Source organism: Microtetraspora malaysiensis (assembly GCF_001528665.1).
Classification (GTDB): domain Bacteria; phylum Actinomycetota; class Actinomycetes; order Streptosporangiales; family Streptosporangiaceae; genus Microtetraspora_A; species Microtetraspora_A malaysiensis.
On the sequence record NZ_BBYJ01000025.1, the window covers coordinates 39,452 to 61,973 of the forward strand.

General features: G+C 73.5%; 20 protein-coding genes. 6 read left to right on the forward strand and 14 right to left on the reverse strand.

Features of this window, described 5'->3' with window-relative positions:
• Positions 1–51: 51 nt before the first annotated feature.
• Both AWQ71_RS29910 and AWQ71_RS29915 read right to left on the reverse strand, forming a co-directional pair.
• Entirely contained in the window at positions 52–432 is a 381-nt protein-coding gene (locus AWQ71_RS29910; protein WP_245658587.1) for a VOC family protein, read from the reverse strand.
• Between the two features lie 40 nt (positions 433–472).
• Positions 473–1,690 carry an MFS transporter gene (locus AWQ71_RS29915; RefSeq protein ID WP_084259439.1) on the reverse strand — a complete coding sequence of 406 codons (1,218 nt, stop codon included), beginning with the start codon at positions 1,688–1,690 and terminating at the stop codon, positions 473–475.
• A gap of 167 nt (positions 1,691–1,857) precedes the next feature.
• Here AWQ71_RS29915 and AWQ71_RS29920 point away from each other — a divergent pair, with 167 nt between their 5' ends.
• Positions 1,858–2,730 carry a LysR family transcriptional regulator gene (locus AWQ71_RS29920; RefSeq protein ID WP_067139416.1) on the forward strand — a complete coding sequence of 291 codons (873 nt, stop codon included), beginning with the start codon at positions 1,858–1,860 and terminating at the stop codon, positions 2,728–2,730.
• Positions 2,731–2,931: 201 nt separating this feature from the next.
• Complete coding sequence (locus tag AWQ71_RS29925) at positions 2,932–3,540, forward strand: TetR/AcrR family transcriptional regulator (RefSeq protein WP_067139158.1); 609 nt, start codon at positions 2,932–2,934, stop codon at positions 3,538–3,540.
• Positions 3,541–3,609: 69 nt separating this feature from the next.
• On the opposite strand, the gene menC is transcribed toward AWQ71_RS29925, so the two are convergent.
• The 9 genes from menC to AWQ71_RS29970 form a co-directional block, all read right to left on the reverse strand.
• Positions 3,610–4,716, reverse strand: coding sequence for an o-succinylbenzoate synthase (menC, locus tag AWQ71_RS29930; RefSeq protein ID WP_067139160.1), 1,107 nt, complete (start codon positions 4,714–4,716; stop codon positions 3,610–3,612).
• Complete coding sequence (locus tag AWQ71_RS29935) at positions 4,713–5,522, reverse strand: GNAT family N-acetyltransferase (protein WP_245658597.1); 810 nt, start codon at positions 5,520–5,522, stop codon at positions 4,713–4,715. The genes menC and AWQ71_RS29935 overlap by 4 nt, the downstream gene beginning before the upstream one ends.
• Before the next feature lie 55 nt (positions 5,523–5,577).
• Positions 5,578–7,146: a PucR family transcriptional regulator gene (locus tag AWQ71_RS29940; RefSeq protein WP_067139163.1), complete on the reverse strand. Its 1,569-nt coding sequence runs from the start codon at positions 7,144–7,146 to the stop codon at positions 5,578–5,580.
• The gene (locus AWQ71_RS29945) at positions 7,143–8,687 is read right to left on the reverse strand and encodes an N-acyl-D-amino-acid deacylase family protein (protein WP_067139166.1); all 1,545 of its coding nucleotides are present in this window, start codon (positions 8,685–8,687) and stop codon (positions 7,143–7,145) included. Before AWQ71_RS29945 ends, AWQ71_RS29940 begins: the two co-directional genes overlap by 4 nt.
• Before the next feature lie 100 nt (positions 8,688–8,787).
• The gene (locus AWQ71_RS29950) at positions 8,788–10,515 is read right to left on the reverse strand and encodes a dipeptide ABC transporter ATP-binding protein (protein WP_067139169.1); all 1,728 of its coding nucleotides are present in this window, start codon (positions 10,513–10,515) and stop codon (positions 8,788–8,790) included.
• A complete protein-coding gene (locus AWQ71_RS29955) occupies positions 10,512–11,306 on the reverse strand; it encodes an ABC transporter permease (RefSeq protein WP_067139172.1) in 795 nt (264 codons plus the stop codon). The genes AWQ71_RS29950 and AWQ71_RS29955 overlap by 4 nt, the downstream gene beginning before the upstream one ends.
• The gene (locus AWQ71_RS29960; RefSeq protein WP_067139175.1) at positions 11,303–12,259 is read right to left on the reverse strand and encodes an ABC transporter permease; all 957 of its coding nucleotides are present in this window, start codon (positions 12,257–12,259) and stop codon (positions 11,303–11,305) included. The genes AWQ71_RS29955 and AWQ71_RS29960 overlap by 4 nt, the downstream gene beginning before the upstream one ends.
• Before the next feature lies 1 nt (position 12,260).
• Entirely contained in the window at positions 12,261–13,823 is a 1,563-nt protein-coding gene (locus AWQ71_RS29965) for an ABC transporter substrate-binding protein (protein WP_084259441.1), read from the reverse strand.
• Between the two features lie 127 nt (positions 13,824–13,950).
• On the reverse strand, positions 13,951–15,486 hold the full coding sequence (locus AWQ71_RS29970; RefSeq protein WP_067139180.1) for a serine hydrolase domain-containing protein: 1,536 nt from the start codon (positions 15,484–15,486) through the stop codon (positions 13,951–13,953).
• Between the two features lie 151 nt (positions 15,487–15,637).
• Here AWQ71_RS29970 and AWQ71_RS29975 point away from each other — a divergent pair, with 151 nt between their 5' ends.
• The 3 genes from AWQ71_RS29975 (at position 15,638) to AWQ71_RS29985 (ending at position 17,603) form a co-directional block, all read left to right on the forward strand.
• A complete protein-coding gene (locus AWQ71_RS29975) occupies positions 15,638–16,765 on the forward strand; it encodes an alpha/beta hydrolase family protein (protein ID WP_067139183.1) in 1,128 nt (375 codons plus the stop codon).
• Between the two features lie 283 nt (positions 16,766–17,048).
• Positions 17,049–17,360, forward strand: coding sequence for a DUF6247 family protein (locus tag AWQ71_RS29980; RefSeq protein WP_067139186.1), 312 nt, complete (start codon positions 17,049–17,051; stop codon positions 17,358–17,360).
• A complete protein-coding gene (locus AWQ71_RS29985; protein WP_067139189.1) occupies positions 17,361–17,603 on the forward strand; it encodes a hypothetical protein in 243 nt (80 codons plus the stop codon). It abuts the gene before it with no gap.
• A 70-nt stretch (positions 17,604–17,673) separates the two neighbouring features.
• On the opposite strand, the gene AWQ71_RS29990 is transcribed toward AWQ71_RS29985, so the two are convergent.
• Both AWQ71_RS29990 and AWQ71_RS29995 read right to left on the reverse strand, forming a co-directional pair.
• Positions 17,674–18,465 (reverse strand): crotonase/enoyl-CoA hydratase family protein, encoded by a 792-nt coding sequence (locus AWQ71_RS29990; RefSeq protein WP_067139192.1) that lies wholly within the window; start codon positions 18,463–18,465, stop codon positions 17,674–17,676.
• Positions 18,462–19,322, reverse strand: a complete 861-nt coding sequence (locus tag AWQ71_RS29995; protein WP_067139194.1) for an SCO6745 family protein — start codon at positions 19,320–19,322, stop codon at positions 18,462–18,464. The genes AWQ71_RS29990 and AWQ71_RS29995 overlap by 4 nt, the downstream gene beginning before the upstream one ends.
• Positions 19,323–19,407: 85 nt before the next feature.
• On the opposite strand from AWQ71_RS29995, the gene AWQ71_RS30000 reads away from it, so the two are divergent.
• Positions 19,408–20,865, forward strand: coding sequence for an aminotransferase-like domain-containing protein (locus tag AWQ71_RS30000; protein ID WP_067139197.1), 1,458 nt, complete (start codon positions 19,408–19,410; stop codon positions 20,863–20,865).
• A 16-nt stretch (positions 20,866–20,881) separates the two neighbouring features.
• Here the strand turns inward: AWQ71_RS30000 and AWQ71_RS30005 are convergent, their stop codons facing one another.
• The gene (locus AWQ71_RS30005; RefSeq protein ID WP_067139200.1) at positions 20,882–22,510 is read right to left on the reverse strand and encodes an amidohydrolase; all 1,629 of its coding nucleotides are present in this window, start codon (positions 22,508–22,510) and stop codon (positions 20,882–20,884) included.
• Positions 22,511–22,522: the final 12 nt, after the last annotated feature.

A 22,522-nucleotide genomic window follows, 5' to 3' on the forward strand; every position in this document is an offset into this window, starting at 1 on the left:
GGAGGTGCGCGCCGATCGCGGGATCGCGTGGCCGACCGGCCCCGGCACGACTCACCGCTCGGCGTCCTGGGGGTACCAGCGCAGCTCGACGGTGTTGCCGTCCGGGTCCCGCACGTACACCGACTGCGCGACGCCACGTGCGCCGAACCGGCTGACCGGCCCCTCCAGCACGGCGAAGACGCCGGAATCGATCACCTGCTGCCAGTCCACAGGATCCACGACGAGGCAGATGTGGTCCACGTTGGACTCGCCGCGCGGGCGGTGGACCAGGTCGATGATGGTGGACTCGTTGACCCGCACCGACGGGAAGGGCGCCTTGCCCGCCCGCCATTCAGCGACCCGCTCCTCCTCAAGTCCGAGGGTTCCCGCGTAGAACTCCAGCGCCCGCTCAACATCCCGCACGTTGAGCACCAGATGATCAAAGGCTTTCACGCGCACTGACAATCTCCTTCGTCAGGGTTGGAGGACTGGCCTACTTACCGGCGGGTGCCAACGCGTCGTCGGGGACGGTGCGTGCGGTCTTCCGGCGGGTGCCGAGCGTGAGGAGCAGCGCGGCCGCGGTCAGTGCCAGGCCGAACCAGACGACACTTGCGACGCCCAGATGGTCGGCGAACAGTCCACCGAAGAGGGCGCCGAGCGCGATGGACGTGTTGTAAGCCATGGTGTTGAGGGACATCGCGGCTTCGAAGGTGTCGGGCGCGGCGGCCTGCGTCATGTTGAGCTGGCACAGCTGCACGACGCCGAAGGAAACTCCCCAGAGGGTCAGCGAGATGATCGAACCGGCCGGCCCGTGACCGACCGTGAGCAGCAACAGCAAGGACACCACGAGTCCCGCGAGGCCGGCGATGAAGCTGCCCCGCAAACTCTTGTTCACCGTGTATCCGGCGATGAAGTTCCCGGCCGCGCCGCCTGCGCCGTAAAGCACCAGAAGCACGGTGATGAAGAGGGGCGTGGCGGATGCGCTGTGCTCCAGGAAGGGGCGCACGAACGTGTACGCGCCGAAATGGCCGAGGACGAAGAGGACGACGGTGAACAGCACCAGACGCAGCGGCACGTTCTTCAGCGGGAGCCCGAAGACTTCGCGCGCCGAGACCGCGTTCGTCGACGGCAGCGAGGGAATGGTGGCGACGACGGCGAGGAGCACCAGCGCGCCGAGGCCGGCCCAGATGAGAAGCGTGGTCCGCCAGTCGGTGAGGCTCTCCAGAGCTGTTCCCAGCGGCATGCCCACGACCGCGGCGATGGAGATGCCGGACATCGCGACCGCGGCCGCCCGGCTCGCGTGGCGTTCCGGAACGAGGCGCATCGCCATGCTCACGCCGATGGCCCAGAACACGCCGTTGGCGAATCCCATGATGAGCCGCGTCGCCAATACCAGCGGATAGTTCGGCGAGATGGCGGTGATCAGGTTGCCCAGGGTCAAAATCGCCAGGAGGGTGGTCAGCAGAACGCGCCGGTTGACGCGCCTGGTCCAGGCCACGATGAACGGCACGCCCAGCCCGGCTGACACGCCGTACAGCGTGACCATCAGCCCGGCGATGCCTACGGAAATGCTCAGGCTTGTGCTGATCGGAGTAAGCAGGCCGACGGGCATCAATTCCGTGGTGAGAAAGACGAACAGACTGGCGGTGATCGCAGAAACCCCAAGCCATGACCGCAAGGTCGAGTGAGGGTGTCTATCGTGGGTGGTCATTCTCTTCCTTCTGATCGTTCATGTCATGGATGTGCGGCTGAACGGCTAGCCCGCGGTGATGGCCGCGAGCTGCGGGGTTTCCGTCATGGATCAAGGATGCGCGAGCATCGATCAATGAGTCCAACACATACTTTTCATCGTGATCGATCGTGATGCACGATGGTTCGATGGAGCTGCAGCAACTGAGGTATGTCATCGCGGTCGCGGAGACCAACAACTTCACCCGGGCCGCCGAACGCTGCCGGGTCGTGCAGTCGGCGCTCAGCCATCAGATCGCCGGCCTGGAACGGGAGCTGGGCGCCCGGCTGTTCGAGCGCACCAGCCGGCGCGTACGGCTGACGCCGGCCGGAGAGGCGTTCCTGCCCGCGGCCCGCGAGTGCCTGGAGGCCGCGGACCGCGCGCGGGCCGAAGTCGCGGCCGCCAGCGGGGAGGTCCGCGGGCGGCTCGCCGTCGGCGCCATCCCCACGGTCACGGCCGTCAACCTGCCGGTGGCCCTGAGGGACTACCGCCGACGCTATCCGCGGGTGCAGATCACGCTCGCATCGGCGGGTAGCGAAGACCTGATCGAGCGGGTCCGGCGAGGCGACGTCGACGTCGCGTTCCTCGGCCTGCCGCCTCGCGCGGAACCGAAGGGTGTCCAGAGCCGCCGGCTCGGCGGAGGCGAACTGGTCGCCGTGGTCACGCAGGATCACCACCTGACGGAGAACGAGGTAGACCTGCGGAGCCTGGCGGACGAACCGTTCATCGACTTCCGCGTCGGCGCGGCCGGGCGAGCACAGTCGGACGAGGCCTTCGCGGCCGCAGGCGTCCAACGTGAGGTGCCCTTCGAGGTGTCGTCCGCCGAGTTCATGGTCGATCTGGTACGGCAAGGCCTCGGAGTGGGCATGCTGCCGGCCGCGTACGCGCCGCGCTTCTCCGACCTGCGCATGATCCGCCTTCGCGATGCCCCGACGCGGGTGGAGCACCTGATCTGGGACAGTCGGCCGACCCCGGCGGCCACGGCGTTCCTTGAGCTGCTTCGCGCCGATCACGAGGGCTGATCACGGGGAGGGTGTCTCTCGTCTGAGCCGTGCCGGACGGGAAATCTCCTCGGTTTGAGCACTCATTCACGTATGCGGGCGGGTCCCGACGCCGGAGGTCGGGATGTCGGTTCCGCGGCCGCGGCGAGCGCGCCGACGGTCAGCACGGCGCGGCGGTGGAGGATATTCTCACGAGGTTTTCCTTTGGAATGCGATGGGCGGATGACTGACCGGACCAGGACGCAGGAGCGTGGCCGTCAGGCGCGCCGCACGGTGTTGGAGGCCGCGCTGGCCGAGATCGCGGAGCGGCCGGTGGCCGAGATCCAGGTCCAGCAGATCGCCGACCGCGCCGGGATGAGCCCGGCGCGGGTTCTGTATTACTTCCGGTCGAGGGACCGGATCCTCGCCGAGACCTTCCGCTGGAGCGAGCGCGTGCTGGCCGAGCGGCGGGCGCGCGAGCTGGACGGGGTCACCGATCCGGAGGAGCGGCTGGATCGCTACGTCCGGCTCTATCTGCCCGAGGACAGTCACGACGTCTCCTGGAAGCTCTGGCTGGAGGCCTGGCTGCGCTCGGTGACCAATGAGGAGATGAGCCGTACGGCGGACGAGATCGACAGCGGCTGGATGCGGGATCTCACCGCGATCATCGATGACGGCGTGGCGAGCGGGGCCTTTCGCGCGGTCGCCGTCGAGGAGTTCCTGCCGTGGTTCAACGCGCTGCTGGACGGCTTGGCGGTCCACGTGCTCATCGGGCGTCTCAGCCGGGACCGGGCCGTGCGGACCGCGCTGGGACGTGTCACCGATGAGCTGCGCATCACGCCCACGCCTTGAACTCTCGAAGTCTCACGAGTGCGAACGGCCGCCCGCCCCCGGCGCGAGGGGCGGGCGGCCGCCGGGTGCTCAGGGAGCGGGGATCCACTCCGTCGCCGTGGTGAGCGCCTCCATGTCGGACGGCTCGGGCGTGATGCCGATGCCGGGCCCGGCCGGCACCGGCAGCTCGCCGTCCACCAGAGTGAACGGCGCGGTGATGTCCCGCTGGTAGTACCGCGCGGTGGCGGAGATGTCGCCCGGCAGGGTGAACCCGGGCAGCGCGGCGAGCGCCAGGTTGGCGGCCCGGCCGAGCCCGGTCTCCAGCATCCCGCCGCACCACACGGGCAGGCCGTGGGCGGTGGCGACGTCGTGGATGCGGCGCGCCTCCAAATAGCCTCCGACCCGGCCCGGCTTGATGTTGATGATGGAGCACGCGCCCTGTCGGATCGCGGTGACGGCGTCGCGGGCCGAGGTGATGCTCTCGTCGAGGCAGATCGGGGTGCCGATCATGGCCGCGAGCCGGGCGTGCGCGTGCAGGTCGTCGGGGGCGAAGGGCTGCTCGATCATGGCCAGTCCGTACGCGTCCAGCTCGGCGAGGTGGCGGGCGTCGGCGGGACGGTAGGCGGTGTTGGCGTCGACGGTGAGCATCACGTCCGCGCCGAAGGTCTCCCGGACCCGGGCGACGGGTTCCAGGTCCCAGCCGGGCTCGATCTTCAGCTTCACCCGGGCGTACCCGGCCGCGAGGTGGCGGTCCACGGTGTCGAGCAGTTCGTCGATGGTGTCCGTGATGCCGACCGAGACGCCGACCGGGAGGCTGCGCCGTACCGCGCCCAGGTAGGCGGCGAGGGACATGCCCCGGGCGCGCAGCCAGGCGTCGAGCACGGCGGCCTCGACCGCCGACTTGGCCATGGGGTGGCCGCGCAGATGGCGCAGGGCGGGCGCGACGGCGGCCGGGTCCAGGTCGATCGGGAAGAGTGCGGGGACGAGGAAGCGGCGGATCACGTCGGCCGCCCCCTCCAGGTACTCGGGGGAGTAGGTGGGCTCGTCCTCGGCGGCGCACTCCGCCCACCCCTCGCCTTCGTCGGTCGCCACGCGTACGAGCAGGGCGTCGCGCACGGTCTGGGTGCCGAGGGAGGTGCGGAACGGGGTGACGAGCGGGAGCGCGACGCGGCGCAGTTCGACGCCTTCGAGCTTCACGCGGCGGCTCCCCGGGTGAGCAGGTACCACCCGGAGCGGGTGAACCCGGCGATCCGGTAGCCGTCGGCGAGCGCGCCGCCCAGCGCGTCGCCGAGGGCGGTCCGCCAGCGCCTGGCCGCGCCGGGGTCGTCCGCGCGTAGCCGCTCGACGTCCGGCGGGGTGGCGCAGCGCAGCGACGGCGCGCCCCCGCCGGCGCGTACGGCCCCGGCCTCGTCGAGGATCGCCACGGCGGCGGGCGCGGTGACGGGAGGCGCCGCGGCGGACGCGATACCGGACGCGATGCCGGACGCGGGGACGGGCCAGGTGACGAGGAGCCGGTCGGAGACGTCGCCGTCGTTGATGCCGTCGCTCAGCGGGCCGTAGAAGTCGGGCAGGTACTCGACGGCGGCCGCCCCGAGCCGGGTCAGGTTGAAGTAGGCGTTGCGGCGGACCAGCGGGTCGAAGGTCCAGGTGATGGCGGTCAGGCCGCGTTCGGCCGCCCAGGCGCGCTGGTGTCGCTTGAGCGCCAGGCCGACGCCTCGCCCCTGCGCCTCCCGGGCCACTCCGGCGATGTGGGAGTGCAGGGTGCCGCCGGCGGCGAGGAACCCGGCGGCGACCCCCACCAGCTCGTCGTCGAGGAAGGCGCCGCCGACGTAGCCGCCGGTGTGGGCCAGGGCGCACATCATGTCCAGGGCGAGGGGCGCGTCGTCGCCGGGCCGGGTGCCCCAGGTCCGGCGCAGCAGCCGGTCGGCCCGCTGGAGGTCGGAGGTGGGGTGCAGGGACAGGAGGCGTACCCCGGCCGGGGCCGGGGCGAGGAGTTCGACCATGCTCCACAGCATCCCGCCGGGGGAGCGCACGCCGCGTTGGCGCGGACGCCGAATTTCACCCGGCCGGATTTGTGGCGCCGCTCAGCCGTAGCTGGAGTGCCAGGACCAGGCGGATGTCCGGATCGTCCAGGTCGATCAGCTCGCCGATCCGGCGCAGCCGGTAGCGCAGCGTGTTCGGGTGCAGGGAGAGCAGTTCCGCGGCCTTGGGCACGTCGTAGTGCGCGGCCAGCCATACCCGCAGGCTGCGCACGTAGTCGGTGCCGTGCCGGCCGTCGTGCTCGGCGACCGGCCGCAGCGGCTCGCCGTACAGCGAGGGCCGGGCCCGCATGGAGGTGTCGACGTCCATCAGGAGCAGCGCGGCCGACAGCTCCTCGTGGTGGCCGACCTCGGCGTCGGCGAAGGGCCCGCACAGCGCGCGCAGCGCCTCCTCGGCCTGGCGGGCGCTCGTGGGGGCCGAGGCGACCGAGGGAACGGTCCGGCCGATACCCGCGCGCCAGCGCCCGCCGAGCCGGTCGGCGACCCTGGCCAGGGTGTCGGCGGTGATCCGGCGCAGCAGCGGGGCCGCCGAGTCCGTGGCGACGATCGCGTAGGCGCGGCCGTCGACCGCTCCGGCCGCCGCCCGCATCCGGTACGCGGCGTACGCGGTGCGCAGCAGGTCGCCGGTGTGGGTCGCGGCGAAGGCGTCGGCCGGGCGGGCGTGCGGGCCGACCGTCACCACGGTCACCGGCTCGTCGGGGAGCAGGCCGAAGGACGTGGCCAGTTCCCTGACCGGGCCGATGCCGCGCAGCAGCCGGTCCAGGCACTCGTCGCGGCGACGGCGCGCCTCGTCGGCGGCCAGGTTGATCCTGGCCAGGTGGGGCGCGGCGGCGCGGGCCGCCTCCGCGAGCACGTCCGCGGCGTCGGGCGTGAGCGGCTTCTCCGCCTGGACCGCCCAGATCGTGCCGAGCGCCTCGCCGTGCGCGCGGATCGCGATGGCCAGCCGGGGATAGAACTCGCGCGGCTCGTAGCTCCACACCGCGTCCTCGGCGCGCAGCACCGCGGCGTACTCCTCGGTGTTGGTCGGGTGCGCGGGCACCCTGCGGCCGAGGATGCCCTCCCTGCGCAGGTCGTCGATCGGCTGGTCCTCGACCGTGGAGTACGCGAGGACCCGCATGGCGAGGTCCTCGATCGCCACGGCGCCGCCCACCCGGATCGCCACCTGGTTGGCCAGCGCGAACAGATCGGCCGCCCAGGCGTCGCCCAGGTTCTCGGCGGGGGCCACCACCGCGAGCAGCGCGTCGATGAGCGTGTAGAGCTGCCCCCAGGACAGGTCGGGGGCGGCGGCCAGCAGCGCCGTTCCGGCGGCGCGGGCCGCCTCGGCCAGCGGCTCGGGGTCGCAGGTGCCCGGCTTGACGATCACGACCGCGACCCCCGCCTCGCCGGCGCGGGCCAGCACCTCGGCGGACGGCCGCCCGGCCACCAGCAGCACCGCGCCGTCGAGGCCGGTCATCGGCTCCTCGGGGTCGTAGATGACCGGCGTCCCGACCAGCAGCTCCCGCCCGCGCGGCAGGGCGAGCGCCCGCACCACCTCGGCGCCCAGGCTGTCCAGCAGCACCCCGAGGGTGACCCGCCCGCGTGCGGTCACGGGGCGCCCCGCCGCAGCACCGTGCCGTGCCTGCCCCCGGTGAACTCGCCGTCGGCGATCACCTGGTGCCCGGCGAGGAAGACGTGCCGTACGCCGGTGGGGCGCGTGTCGGGTGTCTCGTACGTGCCGGGGTGGCCGATGGCGGCCGGGTCGAAGACGCAGACGTCGGCGACGGCGCCGGGGCCGAGCCAGCCGCGGTCGGCGAGCCCGAACTGGGCCGCCACGGCCGAGCTGACCTTGCGGATCGCCTCGGCCATCGGCACGACCTTCCGCTCCCGGACGTACGTCCCGAGGAAGGTGGGGAACGTGCCGAACGTGCGGGGGTGGTTGGGGCCGACCGGAGGGCCGCTGTCGGAGCCGATGGAGACCAGCGGGTCCGCCATGATCGCGGTCACGTCGTCGTCGTGCATGGTGTGGAAGACCCCGGCCGCGTGCGGGTCGGCGCGCAGCAGGTCGCACAGGGCGTCCCACGGATCGCCGGGCAGGTCGGCCAGCCGCCTGCCGGCGACGTCGGGGTCGGTGTGGGTGAGAATCTGCACGTCGGCCGGGTGCAGCTCGCGCCAGAGGCCGACTCCGATGGCGGTTGCCGGGTCCTGCGCCAGCGCGCGGAGCGCGGCCCGCTCGGCCGGGTCGGCGAGCCGGGCCCGCAGCGCGTCCTCGCCGCCCTCGCAGGCGCGCGGGGGCAGCACGGCGACCAGGCCGGTGCCGAAGGCCCGGTACGGATAGACGTCGGCGCGCACGTCCAGGCCCGCCCGGCGGGCGGCGGCGAGCTTGGCCAGCAGCATGGCCGAGGAGCCGTGGACGGCCCGGCCCGACGCCTTGCAGTGCGAGACCTGCAGCCGCACGCCGGCCCGGGTGGCGACCGCGATCGCCTCGTCCAGCGCGTCGGCCAGGCCCTCGCTCTCGTTGCGCATGTGCGTCGCGTACGGCAGGTTCCACCGCCGGGCGACCAGCGCGAGCGCGACCAGCTCGGCCGCGTCGGCGTACGCGCCGGGGACGTACTCCAGGCCGCTGGACAGGCCGGCCGCGCCGGCCGCGAACGACTCGGCGGCGAGGGCGCACATGCGGTCCAGCGCCTTCGGGCCGGGTGCGGCCTCCATCCCGCCCGCGGCGAGCCGCAGCGTGTTGTGCCCGACCAGCACGGCCAGGTTGTTGCTGGGCCCGGCCGCCTGGGCCGCGTCGAGGTACGCGCCGAAGGTGGTGAACGCCTCCCCGGCCAGCACGGCGGGCATGAAGCCGGCGGTGTCGGGGTTGGCCGGGCCGCAGGAGAAGCCGCAGTTGCCGATGATCTCGGTGGTGACGCCCTGGTAGAGCTTGAACGGCTGGGGCTCGGTGAGGAAGGGCACGGTGTCGGAGTGGCTGTGCGGATCGACGAACCCCGGTGCGACCACCAGCCCGGAGATGTCGATCACCCGGCGGGCGGCCCCGAGGTCGCGCCCGACTGCGGTGACCCGGCCATCGTCGATCGCGACGTCGGCCTCGCGGGCGGGGCCGCCGAACCCGTCATGGACGGTTCCGTGGCGGAGGAGCAGGTCGTGCATGAGACAAGGCTTCCTTTCCTGACACTTCGGCCACTATCGACCAAAGTATGGAAATAGGGCGACAAAAGCAGGTCGTTCGGGGCGGCCGGAACGGCGGCCGTCACGGGGTCGGCGGGACCGAGGCGAGGAGCCTGCGGGTGTAGTCGTGGGCCGGGGCGTCCAGGACCCGGGCGGTCTCGCCCGACTCGACGACCTCGCCCCGGAACAGCACCACGGTCCGATCGGCGATCTGCCGGACGACGGCCAGATCGTGGGTGATGAACAGCAGCGCGGTGCCCAGCTCCCGGCGGATCGTGCGCAGCAGCTCCAGCACGTGCGCCTGAACGGACACGTCCAGCGAGGCCGTCGGCTCGTCGCAGATGAGCAGGGCGGGCCGGACGGCCAGCGCCCTGGCGATGGCGACCCGCTGCCGCTCGCCGCCCGACAGCGCCCGAGGACGGCGGGACGCGTACGCGGTGGGCAGCCCGACCAGGTCGAGCAGCTCGGCCACCGACGGCCGTCCCTCCGCCCTGCCCTGCGCGGCCGCCTCGGCGAGCGTCGCCCCCACCGTCAGCGCGGGGTTGAGCGAGGTCGAGGGGTCCTGGAACACGCACTGCACCAGCCGGTGCGCCCCCTCTCGCCGCGCCGCCCGCGCGCCCGGCGTCACGTCCAGCCCGGCCAGCTCGACGCGGCCCCCGTCCGGGGTCGCCAGGCCGAGGACGCAGCGGGCCAGCGTCGTCTTGCCCGAGCCGGACTCGCCGACGACGCCGACGCTCTCTCCCGCGCCGACATCGAGGGAGACCCCGCCGAGGGCGACATGCCCGCCGTACCTCTTACGCAGCTCCTCGACCCGCAGCAGCGTCCCGCCCGCCGGGGCCGCGTCCGGCGCGAGGGCCGGCGGCGCCGTACGGGGGCGGGGGCGGACCTCGTACAGGCAGGCCGTGCGCCTGCCGGGGGAGAGCTCGCGCAGCGGCGGGCGGGCCTGCCCGCACTCGGGCTCGGCCTGGCCGCACCTGGCCGCGAACGCGCACACGTCCGTCACGTCCTCGGCGTGCGGCACGGAGCCGGGGACGGCCTCCAGCCGCGGCAGCGTCACGGTCACCGAGGGGAGCGCGGCCAGCAACCCAGACGTGTACGGGTGGGCGGGCGCCCCGGCCACACCGGAGCCGGGCCCGCTCTCGACGATCCGCCCCGCGTACATGACGGAGACCCGGTCGCACAGCTCGAACGCGACGCGCAGGTCGTGGGTGATCAGCAGCACGCCCATCCCGCGTGCCCGCTGCACGCCGCGCAGCAGCATGAGGATCTCGTGCTGGGTGGTCGCGTCCAGGGCGGTGGTCGGCTCGTCGGCGATGAGCAGCTCGGGGTCACGGGCGAGCGCCGCCGCCAGCGCGACCCGCTGCCGCATCCCGCCGGAGAGCTGGAAGGGGTGGCGGCCCGCCACCGAGGGGTCGGCGATGCCCACCTCGGCGAGCCGCCGGAGCACCTCCGCGCGCCGGGCCGCGCGCGGCAGCCGCGGCAGGGACTCGGCGACGTGCGCGCCCGCGGTGCGCAGGGGGTTGAGCATCGCGAAGGGGTCCTGCATGAGGAGCGCCACCTGCGAGCCGCGCACCGACCGCAGCAGGCGCTCGCGGGCGCCGAGCAGTTCGCGGCCGGACAGGGTGACGGATCCGGTCGCGGTCAGCCCCTTCGGCAGCAGGCCCGCGACGGCGCGGGCGGTCAGGGACTTGCCGCTGCCCGACTCGCCGACCAGGCCGACGGTCTCACCTCGGGAGACGTTCAGATCTACGCCGTCCACGATCAGGTGGCGGCCGGTGACGGTCAGGCCGCCGACGTCCAGCAGGGTCACCGGGCGCCTCCCTCGGACAGGGTCTCGAACAGCCGGTCGCCCAGCAGGGTGGCGGCGGTCGCGACCAGGGTGATCAGGATGACCGGGGCGAGCGCCGCCCACGGATTGAGGTCGAGCAGGCCGCGGTTCTCCTCGACCATCAGCCCCCAGTCGGGGGTGCCCGCGGGGAGCCCGATGCCGAGGAACGACAGCCCGGCCAGGGAGACCAGCGCGGCGACGAAGCTGAGCAGGGCGTTCGCGACGACCGTCGGGGCGAGGTTGGGCAGCAGGTGGCGGAACATGACCCGCGCCGGGCGCAGCCCCAGCGTCCTGGCCGCCTCGGCGTAGGCCAGCCCGCGCTGCGCCAGTGTCAGACTGCGGATCACCCGGATGTCGCCGGGGGTGAACAGCACGGCCATCGCCAGGACGGCCCAGCCGTACCCGCCGCCGAGCACGCCGACCACCACGATCAGCACCAGCATCCCGGGCATCGCGATGGCCAGGTCGATGATCCGCATCATGAGCGCGTCCACCCAGCCGAGCCGGTAGCCGGCGAGCAGGCCGAGCGAGGTGCTGAGCGCGGTCGTGCCCAGCGCGACGAGGACGGGCCAGAACAGCGCCGACCCGGCGCCGGCCAGCAGCCGCGAGAGCACGTCCCGGCCCAGGTCGTCGGTGCCCAGCCAGTGCGCGGCGCTCGGACCGGCCGCGCCGAGCGCGAGGTCCTGCGCCGCCGGGTCGTACGGCGCCAGCCAGGAGCCGGCGACGGCGGCGACGGCCGCCAGCGCGAGCACGGTGACCAGGGCGCCCCTCACGACGTCACCGCGCCGTGCCGCACCCGGGGGTCCACCGCGAGATAGGCCAGGTCGATGAGCAGGTTCACCGCGACCACGATCGCGCCGCCCAGCAGGACCAGCGCCTGCACGACCGGGATGTCCTTCTGCCCGATGGCGCCGATGAGCAGCGCGCCGAGCCCGTGCAGGCCGAACGCCTGCTCCACGAACAGCGACCCGGTCAGGTTGGCGGCCAGCAGCAGCCCGCCGACGGTCAGCACGGGCAGGGCGGCGTTGCGCAGCGCGTACCCGAGCCAGATCCGGCGGCGGGGAAGGCCGCGCGCCCGCGCGAACGTCAGGAAGTCCTGCCCGGCGAGGTCCAGCGCCGCCGCCCGCATCTGCCGTACCACCATCGCGGTCTGCGCCCCGGCCAGCGCGATGGCGGGCAGGGTGAGGTGGACGATCCGGTCCAGCGGCGTCTCGCCCGCGCCGAAGACGGGGAACCAGCCGAGCGCGACCGCGAAGCCGTACAGCAGGAGGATGCTCAGCGCGAACGGCGGGATGGCGAGCGTGACCAGCGCGGCCAGCGTGATGCCCTGGTCCAGTGCGCCGCCGCGCCGCATCGCGGCGACCAGGCCGAGCGGGACGCCGACGGCGACGGTGAGCAGCAGGGCGTAGCCGGCCAGGCTCGCGGTGACCGGCATCCGGTCGGCGATGACGTCCGTCACCGGCTCCCGGGAGTAGATGGAGACGCCGAAGTCGCCGCGTACGGCGTCGCCGAGCCAGCGCGCGTAGCGCACCGGGAACGGGTCGTCGAGGTGGTACTCGGCCCGGATCGCGGCCCGGGTCTCGGCCGTCGAGGGACGGCTGCCGAGCAGCACCTGCTCCGGGCCGCCGGGCGAGGCGGCGAGCAGGCCGAAGGTGAGCGCCGAGAGCACGCCGAGCAGGACCAGGGCGGCCGCCAGGCGGCGGGCGAGGAGGGTCAGGACCGCCATGTCAGCTCCCGGACGCGGGACGGACGAGGGTGAGGTAGTTGAACCTCCAGGTGCCGAAGGTCGCGGTGAACCGGTCGCTCAGCGCCACCGCGTTGTCGGTGTAGAACAGCGGGACGTACGGCACCTGCTCGGCGATCTCGGTGAGCAGCCCGGTCAACTGGGTCTTCCTGGCCTCCCCGGTGGCCGAGGCGAACGTGTCCAGCCGCGCGTCCAGGTCGGCCGAGCCGTACCCGGAGAAGTTGAAGCCCTGCGGCTCGGCCGCGCCCCGGCTGATCATGTCGGGCAGGACCTCGATCGGGTCCGGCGTGCCGTAGGCGAGGTCCACGTACTGGATGGCGAGCCGGTCGTGGGCCATCATCCTCGCCATGTATTTGTCGCCGGGGTTCGGCTCCAGGACGATCTTGATGCCGATCTTCGCGAGGTCGGCGGCGACGGCCTGCATGGCGGTCGCGCTGTCCCCGCCCGTCGCGTACGGCACGCTCAGCGTGAACCCGTCCGGATAGGCGGACTTGGCGAGCTCGGCCTTGGCGGCGGCCAGGTCCAGCGGCTGGTCGGGGAAGGCGGGGACGGCGTCGCCGTAGACGGCGGTGAGCTGGGGGTGCGGCAGCATCGCCGTCGCGGGGCCGCCGTGGCCCGCGGTCATCAGGTTGGTGAGGGCCGCCCGGTCCACCGCGTGGGCGATCGCCCGCCGTACGTGCACGTCCTTGAGCGGGCCGGCGCCGACGGCCATGGACAGGTAGGCGATGTTGTTGCTCGGATAGAAGAACGTGGTGACGCCGGGCAGGCCCGTCCACTTGCGGGCGTCGCGGGCGTTCAGGCCGTCGGTCCCGTCCACCTCGCCCGACCTGACGGCCATCCGGAGCGTCTCGGCGTCGGTGATGCTCTTGATCTCTATCCGGCGCAGCGCGGGCTTGGGCCCCCAGTAGGCGTCGTTGCGCTCCAGCACGGTGCCCGAGGTGAGGGAGAACTTCGCGACCTTGAAGGGGCCGGTGCCGATCGTGCCGACCTCGGGGCTGCCCAGATCCTTGGGGTGGGCCTCGGCGAGCTTGCGCGGCACGACCTGCCAGGCGACGGCCGCGACGGCGAGGAACGCCGGGTTGGGCCGGTTCAGGGTGACCCTGACCTTGTCGGCGCCGACGGCCTCGACCTTCTTCACCGTGGTGAAGTAGCTGGCGGCCTGGGAGGCGACGGCCGGGTCCAGGTGGCGGCGCAGGGAGTAGGCGGCGTCGTCGGCGGTGAGCGCGCTGCCGTCGGTGAACTTCACCCCTTCGCGAAGGGTGAACTCGTAGCTGGCGGGATCGGGCTGGGTCCACGACGCGGCGAGGGCGGGGGCCGGCACGCCCCGGTCGTCGAGGGTGACCATGGTGTCCAGCACCGCCATCTGGATGGTCGTCGACGCGCCGTTGAAGCCGTGTGCGATGTCCAGGCTGTTCGGCGCGGCGCCGGACGCCCAGACCAGGGTGTCACGGCCCGCGCCGCCCGATTTCTGGGCGGAGCCGGCGCAGGCCGTGACGGACAGGAAGAGCAGGGCCGCCGCGGCGGCCCTCATGGTCGGCGATGTCATGTGATCACCTCGGGGGGAGAGCGGGATAGTCGGACGCTAGAAGCCGTACGTCCCGCGTTCACTGACGCCGCAGCCAAAACCGGCCGCCCCGCGCTCGTCCTCCAGGCCAATCGCCGATCGCCGGCCCTCAGCGCGGGAAGCCCACCGGCCGGGTGCCCTCCGGCTGGCCGGTGAAGCGCATCCGGCGCAGCGCGACGCCGCTGAGCAGCAGGTCCTCCTGATCCGGGCGGAGCGTGAACGGCCCCGCCCGCCACGTTCCCGCGGGCGCGGGCTCGACCGGCAGCCGCAGCTCGGTCCCGACGCTCAGCTCGCCGTCCCGCACCGTGGCCAGAACGCCCAACTCCTCGCTGAGGTACACGCCGTCCGGCAGCGGCTCCGTGCCCGGCGGGTCGCACGGCACGTACGCCACCGGACGCCGGGCCGGCGAGGCGCTGCCCAGCAGCAGCCGGTCGCCCTCCTTGGCCAGCCAGGCTCCGTCCGCGTCGCCCGTGCCGTGCCAGCGGCCGTCCGCGCGGGGGGTGAACGTGACGGGCACGCCGCCGACGACCAGCTCGATCGCACCGTCCGTACCCTCGCCGACGGTGAGGGTGTCGTCGCCCGCCGGGTCGTGCCAGTGCCCGGCGGGGACCGGCATGGGCTCGGCGGCGGGCGGTTGCTCGGCGACCGGCGGCTCGCCGAGCAGGACGCGGGCGAGGCGGTCGGACAGCTTGACCGGGTCGATCGCGGTCTGGTTCGACAGCACCGCGACGCCGAAGCCGGGGTCCGGCAGGTAGAGCAGGTTGGACAGGTACCCGTGCATGCCTCCGGCGTGCGCGTACGCGGGACGGCCCGCCACCTCGGTGTGATAGATCCCGAAGGCGTACGGCAGGACGGTGCCGTCGGCGAGCACGGCCCGGTCGAGCAGCGCGTCGCGCAGGTCCGCGCCGAGCACCCGCCCGTCGGCCAGGAAACCGAACCAGGCGGCGAGCTCGCTCACGCTGGTCGCCAGGCCGCCGTCGCCGACGGCGCTCTCCTGGGTGTCGGCCCGCCGGGGCTCGCCGTCGGCGTTGGCGTAGCCGTAGGCCAGCCGCGGCAGCGCCGCCGCCGCGTCGTCCCGGAACACGCTGTCGTCCATGCCGAGCGGGGAGAAGATCCGCTCACGGGCGAACGCGGCGAGGGACGTGCCGGTGACCCGGGAGACCACGACGGCGGACAGGATGTAGCCGGTGTTGGAGTAGCTGAAGTCGGTGCCCGGGGGGAAGGTCGTCGCGCGGATGCCGGAGACCATCCTGAGCAGCCGCTCCTCGGTCATCTCCGCCAGCGGCACGCCGGTGAGCGCCTGCAGCGCGTACCACTCCGGCAGGCCGCCGGTGTGCTGCAGGCACTGCCGCAGCGTGACGGGGACGTCGAGGGCCAGCTCGGGCACGTGCGTCCTGACGTCGTCGTCCAGGCTCAGCGCGCCGTCCCGCGCCAGCAGCAGGACGCACGCGGCGGTGAACTGCTTGCTGGCCGAGGCGATGTCGAAGCGGGTGCGGGCGTCGATCGGGACGCCGAACTCCACGCACGCCGCGCCCGTGGCCGCGGTCCGCCGCGCGGAGCCGTCGGCGTACACCCCCACCGCGAGCCCGGGGTCACCCGGCTTGACCAGCCCGGAAATCTCGTTTTCTACCAGCTCAAGATGCATGTTTTCCAGTATCACGACGTGCGACGGCCCGCCTTTTGGCCGCCGATGCAAAGTTGCGCAGCGCGTTTTGGCGTCCGCGACGACGGGCGGCCGGGAATCTTTGGCGTACGACCACAAACCCGGCGGCGCGGGCCGGGGCTAGGTTCACCGCATGATCAAACTCCTGCTCAGCGGCGTGGTCGCCGCCTCCGTCGCGCTCGGGCCCCTGGCGGCCCCCGCGCACGCCTCCGCGCCCGCCCCGCCGGCGCCGGTCCTCCTCGCGCCGACGGGCCCGTACCCGCTCGGGACCGCGACCCTGCACCTGGTCGACTCCTCCCGCGCCGACCCGTGGACACCCGCCCGGCGGCGCGAGCTGATGGTCACGCTGTGGTACCCGGCGCGCGCGAAGACAGGCGTCCGGGCGCGGTACGTGACGCCCGCCGAGTCGGCGCTGCTGCTCGCCGGGCTGGAGGCCGAAGGCGTGCCCACCGACCTGCTGAGCCGGATCAAAACGCACGCGGTGACCGGCGCGGCGCCGTCGCGGACCGGGCTGCCGCTGGTCGTCCTCTCCCCGGGCTTCGGCCTGCCCCGCTCGTCGCTCACCTCGCTCGGCGAAGACCTCGCCAGCCGGGGCTACGCGGTCGCCGCGATCGACCACACCTACGAGTCGAGGGCGACCACCTTCCCCGACGGCCGCACCACCACGTGCACGGCGTGCGACATCGAGGATTCCCCCGGACGCGTCCCGGCGATCCGCTCGGCCGACGTCTCGTTCGTGATCGACCGGCTCACCGGCCCCCGCCCCGCGTGGGGCCCGCCCGGGCTGATCGACGCGTCCAGGATCGGCATGGCCGGCCACTCCATCGGCGGCAACAGCGCCGCCCAGGCCATGCGGGACGACCCCAGGATCGACGCCGGCGTGAACATGGACGGCGCGTTCATCGCCCCGATCGCGGCCCCCGGGCTGGCCCGGCCGTTCCTGCTCTTCGGCGCCGCGGACACCTTCACCCCGGGAAGCCCGGACGAGGAGCGGTCCTGGCGGGACAACTGGCCCCGGCTGACCGGCTGGAAGCGCTGGGCGGCCGTCACCGGCGCCGGGCACGAGTCCTTCACCGACTATCCGGCGCTGGAGGAGCAGCTCGGCATGCCCGCCGGAGCGCTGACGGGAGTTCGCGCCGTGGACGTCACCCGCACGTACGTCTCGGCGTTCTTCGACCGGCACCTGCGCGGTCGCGCGCAGCCGCTGCTCGACGGCCGCTCACCGAAGTACCCCGAGGTCAAGTTCCAGACGGTCGGCTAGACCTGACAGATCAAGCGTGCTGGAACGGTGCGAACGCGCTGGCCGGGTCCCGTCCCCGGCCGGCGGGTCATGCACTGGAAGGCGGCCACCCTTGTCCGAGGTGGTGGGCGAAGAACTGCAAGGCGTTGCCGGAATGTCCGGTTCGCGCGATCGGGTGGTCGAGCGCGTCAAGGTGTTCCGTTTCAAAGGGAGCGGAACAGGCATCCTGGGAGTGCCACGTTCTGTCTGGCCCGCTCGATAAGCTGAGATGACATGTGGCCCAGGCAGGAGGTAAGGCGTCGTCATGACCGTTCAGCGGCACGACAGTCCCTGTCCGCAAGTTGAGCGGACCTTCACCGCCGTGCGCGCGTCCCTGCCCCCGGCCAACGTCGCCGCGTTCGACGCCGAACTCGAAGAGATCACCCACGCGCCTGTCGTCAACCTGGCGGCGCTGGATGACTTCCTGTCCGCGTGGTGGCGCATCGCCACCCGCGCCGCCGCTGATCCGGCCGGCTGGCAGCGGATGCACCGAGAGGCCGAGCAACTGCAGTCCGGTGCGCGTACGGCGGGCCCGACACTGGCCGAGGTGCTCGCCCGCCGCGGAATCCAGCGGTAGGTGTACACCATCCGACTGGGCAGCGACGTTGCCGAAGCCCAAATCGACGACCTGTCCGACGCCGAGATCAATGTCCTGCTGGAGATCTACGAAGTCCTCCGGCTGACCCCCGGCAACGGCCGCAAACTCAGCTCAACCAGCAACATGTACGTCTGGGACTACAAAGGCATCTCGGCGACCTACGTCGTGCTCGACCCACAGGGCGAGGTCGCGGTGCTCCGGGTAGACCGCTTCCCGACCTGAAATCGCGCGTCACAGGCCAGCAGCCTACGGTCCTGACCTGCGGAAAGCCGCCACTTCTTATCGGCGTCGGCTATCCGCGTGGCCGGTCGAGGAAGCGGCGCAGTCCCAAGGCCACGCCGTCCGTGGGCACGGTGACCGCGAACCAGGACGCCTCGACGGCGAGGCCCTCGTCGATCGGCACGTTGACGCCCCGCGTCACCGCGGCCAGGCACGCGCTCACCGCCGAGGGGGCGTGGCGGAGAATCCGCTCCGCCAGCTCCCGCGCCGCGCCGATCAGGTCGTCGGCCGGGACGACCCGGTTGACCAGCCCCAGCTCGTACGCGCGCCGCGCGTCGATGGGGTCGCCGGTGAGGATCATCTCCAGGGCGCGCTTGCGCCCGGCGAGGCGGGGGAGCCGCTGCGAACCGCCGAACGGCGGCGGGAAGCCCAGCGTGATCTCCGGCTTGGCGAAGGTGGCGTGCTCGGCGGCGACGGCGAGCGGCGCCGCCTCGGTGATCTCGCAGCCGCCGCCGTAGGCGAGGCCGTTGACCGCGACGATGATCGGCTTGGGGAAGGTCTCGATCCTGCGGGTGAGTCCCTGCCCCCTGCGTACGACGTCACGGAGCGCCTGGTCGACGCCTCCGGCGATGCTGGCGGCGAGGTCGCCGATGTCGGCGCCCGCGCTGAAAGCGCGCCGTCCCGATCCCGTGAGGATCACGGCCCGGGTCTCCTCGTCGGCCTCGACCTGGTCGAGGACACTCATCAGCGCGTCGATGGTGGCGTAGTTCAACGCGTTGAGCTTGTCCGGGCGGTCGATCGTGATCGTGGTCACGCCGCCCTCACGGGAAGCCAGAACGGTGGTCGGCGTTGTCGGCGGTGTCATGGGCGAGGCGCTCCGATCGGGTTGGGCACGGGGATGACGCGGGTGTCGACGAGGTACCGGCTGATCGGCGCGGCCAGCCGGATGGCCTCCTCGACGCCGGTCTCCCCGAGCGTGGTGACGGGTCCGGCGGCCAGCCTGTCGGTGGCGCTCTCGATCTCGCGCCGCAGGGCGCCGCCGGTCTTGGTGAGCCGGGAGTCGCGATCCAGCAGCCCGCGGGCCACCAGCCGGCGCCGGGCCTCGTCCCATTCGGGGTCGGTCCAGCCCCGGCTCTTCTGGATCAGCTCCCTGGAGACGTTCCCGGTCGCCACATGGGTGAGGCCGGCCTCGATGCCGGTGAGTCCGGCGTGGACCACCGCGACGACGTGACCGTCGCCGCGGTGCTCGCGCAGGACCGTGGCGGCGAGCCAGAGCCGTCCGACCAGGTCGGCGGGGCGCGGCACCCGCGACCAGGCGGCGGCCAGGGCCCGCCCCTCGAAGCCGCACCCGGCGACGGCGCGTTCGAGCAGCTCGACCAGGCGTCCGAGCTCCTCGCCGCCGACGGGCGGCAGGACGCGCGCGACGGCGGCGCGCACCGCCTCGAGGCGGGTGGCGAGCACCGTGCCCGGGTCGGCCAGAGCCCACGCGTCCGGCACAGCCCGCGCCACCTTCGCCGGTGAGAAGGCGAAGGACAGCGCCGCCCCGGTGGCCGCGTCCACCGCTCCGACCGGGGCGAGCCGTCCGGCGAAGTAGCCCATCCACCAGCCGCGCAGGCCGACGGCCGCGGCGGCCTCGGCCGGCTCCGGGGTGAAGTAGGCGACGGCGTGGATCGGCTCGATCGCCTCCCAGAACCGGCGGGCGAGCGTGGGGCTCGGACCCATGGACGTCTCCTTCCAGCCGCGCGGGTACGCGGCGCCGACCAGCCTGTACGTTGCCGGACTCGGATAACAGTGCCAATTTTGGACAATGGACCAGGATTTCCGATGGTGGGTGCGGATCGCCCTCGATGGGTGGCGGGAGCGGAGCGGCCCCCGCTACCGGCGGATCGCCGCGGCCCTCGCGGAGGCGATGGAGCGGCGGCTGGTCGGCGCCCGGACCCGCCTGCCGGCCGAGCGGCCCCTCGCCGACGCGCTCGGTGTCAGCCGCGGCACGCTCGTCCGCGCCTACGACGAGCTGGCCGACGCAGGTCTCGTGGAGCGCCGCCAGGGGGCGGGCACCTACGTTCGCCCGCGACCCGCGTGGACCCAGGCCCCGGTGGAGAACGCCGCCTCCGCGCTCCTGCGGCGCAGGCTGGCCCACGACGGCTCGGCCCACTCCGGCGATGTCATCGATTTGTCCCTGTCGGTGCCCGCCGGGGTGGACCACCTGCCAAATGTCGAGGGCGGCCTGCTCCCGCAGGGCTCGCCCGACCTCGCGTCGTACAGGCACGGCCTGCACCCGGCGGGGCTGCCCGAGCTGCGCGCCGCGCTCGCCGACCACCTCACCGGGCTCGGCCTGCCGACCACGGCCGAGCAGCTCATCGTCACCTCCGGCGCCCGGCACGCCCTGTCCCTGGTGGTCGCCGCGCTCGTCGCCCCCGGGCGTACGGTGATCGCGGGCTGTCCGGCGCATCCGGGGTTCTCGGCGGTCGCGGCGGCGCGCGGCGGCCGCCTCGTCGGGGTGCCGGTGGACCCGCTCGGCGTGGACGCGCACGCGGTGGAGCGGGCGGCCGCGCAGGCGCGCGAACCGCTGGTCTACGTGGACTCGGCCGGGCACGACCCGACCGGCGCGTTCCTCGGCGCCGCCCGCCGCGACTCGCTCCTCCGCACGGCACGGCGGCACGGCGCGCTCATCGTGGAGGACCTCTCCCAGGCCGGGCTGGACCTCGACCCGGACGGACGGCCGGCGGCGCCCCTGGCGGCGGCGGACGACTCGGTGATCGCGATCGGCTCCCTGTCGAAGATGTTATGGGCGGGCCTGCGCGTCGGCTGGGTCCGCGCGCCGGCCCCGCTGCGCGACCACCTGCTGCGGCTGCGGTCGGCGAGCGATCTCGCCCCGGGCGTCCCCGCCCAGATCATCGCGGCCCGCCTGCTCCCGGCCGCCGACGCCGGCTGGAGGGAGGGGCTGCGCGCGGCGCTGCGTGACCGCCGCGATCTGCTGCTGGAACTGCTGGCACGCCAGCTCCCCGCCTGGCGGGTCGGCGGCCCGCGGGCCGGGTTGTCGGCGTGGGCCGTCCTGCCGGTCACCGAGAGCGAGACCTTCACCCACCTGGCCGCGCGCTACGGGGTGATCGTGGCCTCCGGGGCCACCGCCTGCGTCGACGGCGGCCACCACGACGGCGTCCGGCTGTCCTTCGCCGAGTCGCCGCGGACGCTGGAGTCGGCGGTGGACCGGCTCGTCGCGGCCTGGGAGGAGCACACCCGGCGGCTCGCCGCGAGCCGGTGAAACCGCTTCGGCGTGGTCAGCGCGTCCAGACGGACTCGCCGTCGACCAGCGTCAGGTCCACCCGGACCCGGCTGATCTCGTCGAGCGCGGTCTCGTCGAGACGGCGGTCCAGGATCACGACGTCCGCGCGGGCGCCCGGCTCCAGCGTGCCCGCCTCGTGTTCGCGGCGCAGCGCGTACGCGGAGCCCGCCGTGGCGGCCCGCAGCGCCGTGCGCAGGCTCATCGCCTCCTCCGGCGCGAACAGAGGGGCGTCCGGCTCGCCCGGGTGGCTCCGGTTGACCGCGACGTGGATCCAGTCCATCGGGTTCGGTGTGCTCACCGGCCAGTCGCTGCCGAAAGCCACCCGCACGCCCGCCTTCTCCATCGTGCCGAAGCGGTACTGCAGCGCCGCCAGCTCGCCCGGCAGGTACGGGATCGTCATGTCGAGCATCTGCGGGTCGGCCTGGGCCCAGTACGGCTGGACGTTCGCGATGACGTCGAGCGCGGCCATGCGCGCCACGCTGCGGTCGTCCGCGATCTGCAGGTGCGCGAGCTGGTGCCGCCGGTCGCGCGGGCCGTTGGCGCGGTGCGCCGCCTCCACCAGGTCGAGGCATTCGCTGACCGCGCGGTCGCCGATGGCGTGGAAGTGCAGGTCGAACCCGGCGGCGTCCATCTCCGGCACCGCCCGGCCCAGGTCGGCGTGGTCGAAGAAGGTCAGCCCGGTTCCCGCGCCCGCCACGCCGACGTACGGGCGCGAGAGCGCGGCCGTGTGGGTCTCGCACACCCCGTCGTACATGATCTTGATGGCGGTGCAGGCGAACCGGGAGTCCGGCGGGCAGCCGCGCCGCTGCTCGACCAGCTCGGCGAGCGTGCCCTCCGAGGCGTCGCGCGGCCACCACAGCGCGCCGGTGACCCGGGCGCGCAGGCTGCCGTCGGCGGCGGCCCGCCGGTAGACGTCGTAGATGTCGGTCGTGGGGACGAACGGCCCGACGATGGCGTCCTGCCACGACGTCACGCCGTAGGAGAACATCCGCCGCTGCGCCTCCAGCAGGCCGCGCCGCAGGTCCTCCGCGCCCACCGGCGGGACCAGGTCGGAGACGAGCTGCATGGCCGACTCGTGCAGCAGCCCGGTGGGCGTGCCGTCGGCGTCGCGGTCCACCCGGCCGCCGGGCGGCGGGTTCCGCAGCAGCTCGGGCGCCACCCGGTCGAGCGCCGCCGTGCTGACCCAGGCGCTGTGTCCGTCGCGGTTCGCCAGGTAGACGGGACGCCCGCCGCAGACGGCGTCGAGCTCCTGCCGGGTCGGAGGACGCTCGGCGAAGTGGGGCAGCGCCCAGCCGCGGCCGAGGATCCACTCCTCACCCGGGTGGGCGCGGGCGTAGTCGGCGACCGCGCGCAGCACCTCGTCCCGGCTCTCGCAGGAGGTGAGGTCGCAACGCAGCAGCTCGACGCCGGACTCGGGCACGTGGACGTGGGAGTCGGCGAAGGCGGGCAGGACGGAGCGTCCCTCCGCGTCCACCGTCTCCGTGCCGGCCGGGACCTCGGGAACTCCGGCGTCCACCGGGACGACCTCGGCGATCCGGCCGCCGGAGACACGGATCGACCAGGACGCGGCCTCCCGGTCGGCCAGCGGCAGGTGGGCGTTGCGGATCAACAGGTTTCCCGCCATCGGGGTACACAT

Bases quoted from the DNA above. Each gene is read 5' to 3' on its own strand.
- AWQ71_RS29925 (WP_067139158.1), top strand. From the start codon at position 2,932: ATGACTGACCGGACCAGGACGCAGGAGCGTGGCCGTCAGGCGCGCCGC.
- AWQ71_RS29945 (WP_067139166.1), bottom strand. From the start codon at position 8,687: ATGCACGACCTGCTCCTCCGCCACGGAACCGTCCATGACGGGTTCGGC.
- AWQ71_RS30000 (WP_067139197.1), top strand. From the start codon at position 19,408: ATGGACCAGGATTTCCGATGGTGGGTGCGGATCGCCCTCGATGGGTGG.
- AWQ71_RS29960 (WP_067139175.1), bottom strand. From the start codon at position 12,259: ATGGCGGTCCTGACCCTCCTCGCCCGCCGCCTGGCGGCCGCCCTGGTC.
- AWQ71_RS29995 (WP_067139194.1), bottom strand. From the start codon at position 19,322: ATGGGTCCGAGCCCCACGCTCGCCCGCCGGTTCTGGGAGGCGATCGAG.
- AWQ71_RS29935 (WP_245658597.1), bottom strand. From the start codon at position 5,522: ATGGTCGAACTCCTCGCCCCGGCCCCGGCCGGGGTACGCCTCCTGTCC.
- AWQ71_RS29915 (WP_084259439.1), bottom strand. From the start codon at position 1,690: ATGACCACCCACGATAGACACCCTCACTCGACCTTGCGGTCATGGCTT.
- AWQ71_RS29965 (WP_084259441.1), bottom strand. From the start codon at position 13,823: ATGACATCGCCGACCATGAGGGCCGCCGCGGCGGCCCTGCTCTTCCTG.
- AWQ71_RS29920 (WP_067139416.1), top strand. From the start codon at position 1,858: ATGGAGCTGCAGCAACTGAGGTATGTCATCGCGGTCGCGGAGACCAAC.
- AWQ71_RS29990 (WP_067139192.1), bottom strand. From the start codon at position 18,465: ATGACACCGCCGACAACGCCGACCACCGTTCTGGCTTCCCGTGAGGGC.
- AWQ71_RS29980 (WP_067139186.1), top strand. From the start codon at position 17,049: ATGACCGTTCAGCGGCACGACAGTCCCTGTCCGCAAGTTGAGCGGACC.
- AWQ71_RS29970 (WP_067139180.1), bottom strand. From the start codon at position 15,486: ATGCATCTTGAGCTGGTAGAAAACGAGATTTCCGGGCTGGTCAAGCCG.
- AWQ71_RS29975 (WP_067139183.1), top strand. From the start codon at position 15,638: ATGATCAAACTCCTGCTCAGCGGCGTGGTCGCCGCCTCCGTCGCGCTC.
- AWQ71_RS30005 (WP_067139200.1), bottom strand. From the start codon at position 22,510: ATGGCGGGAAACCTGTTGATCCGCAACGCCCACCTGCCGCTGGCCGAC.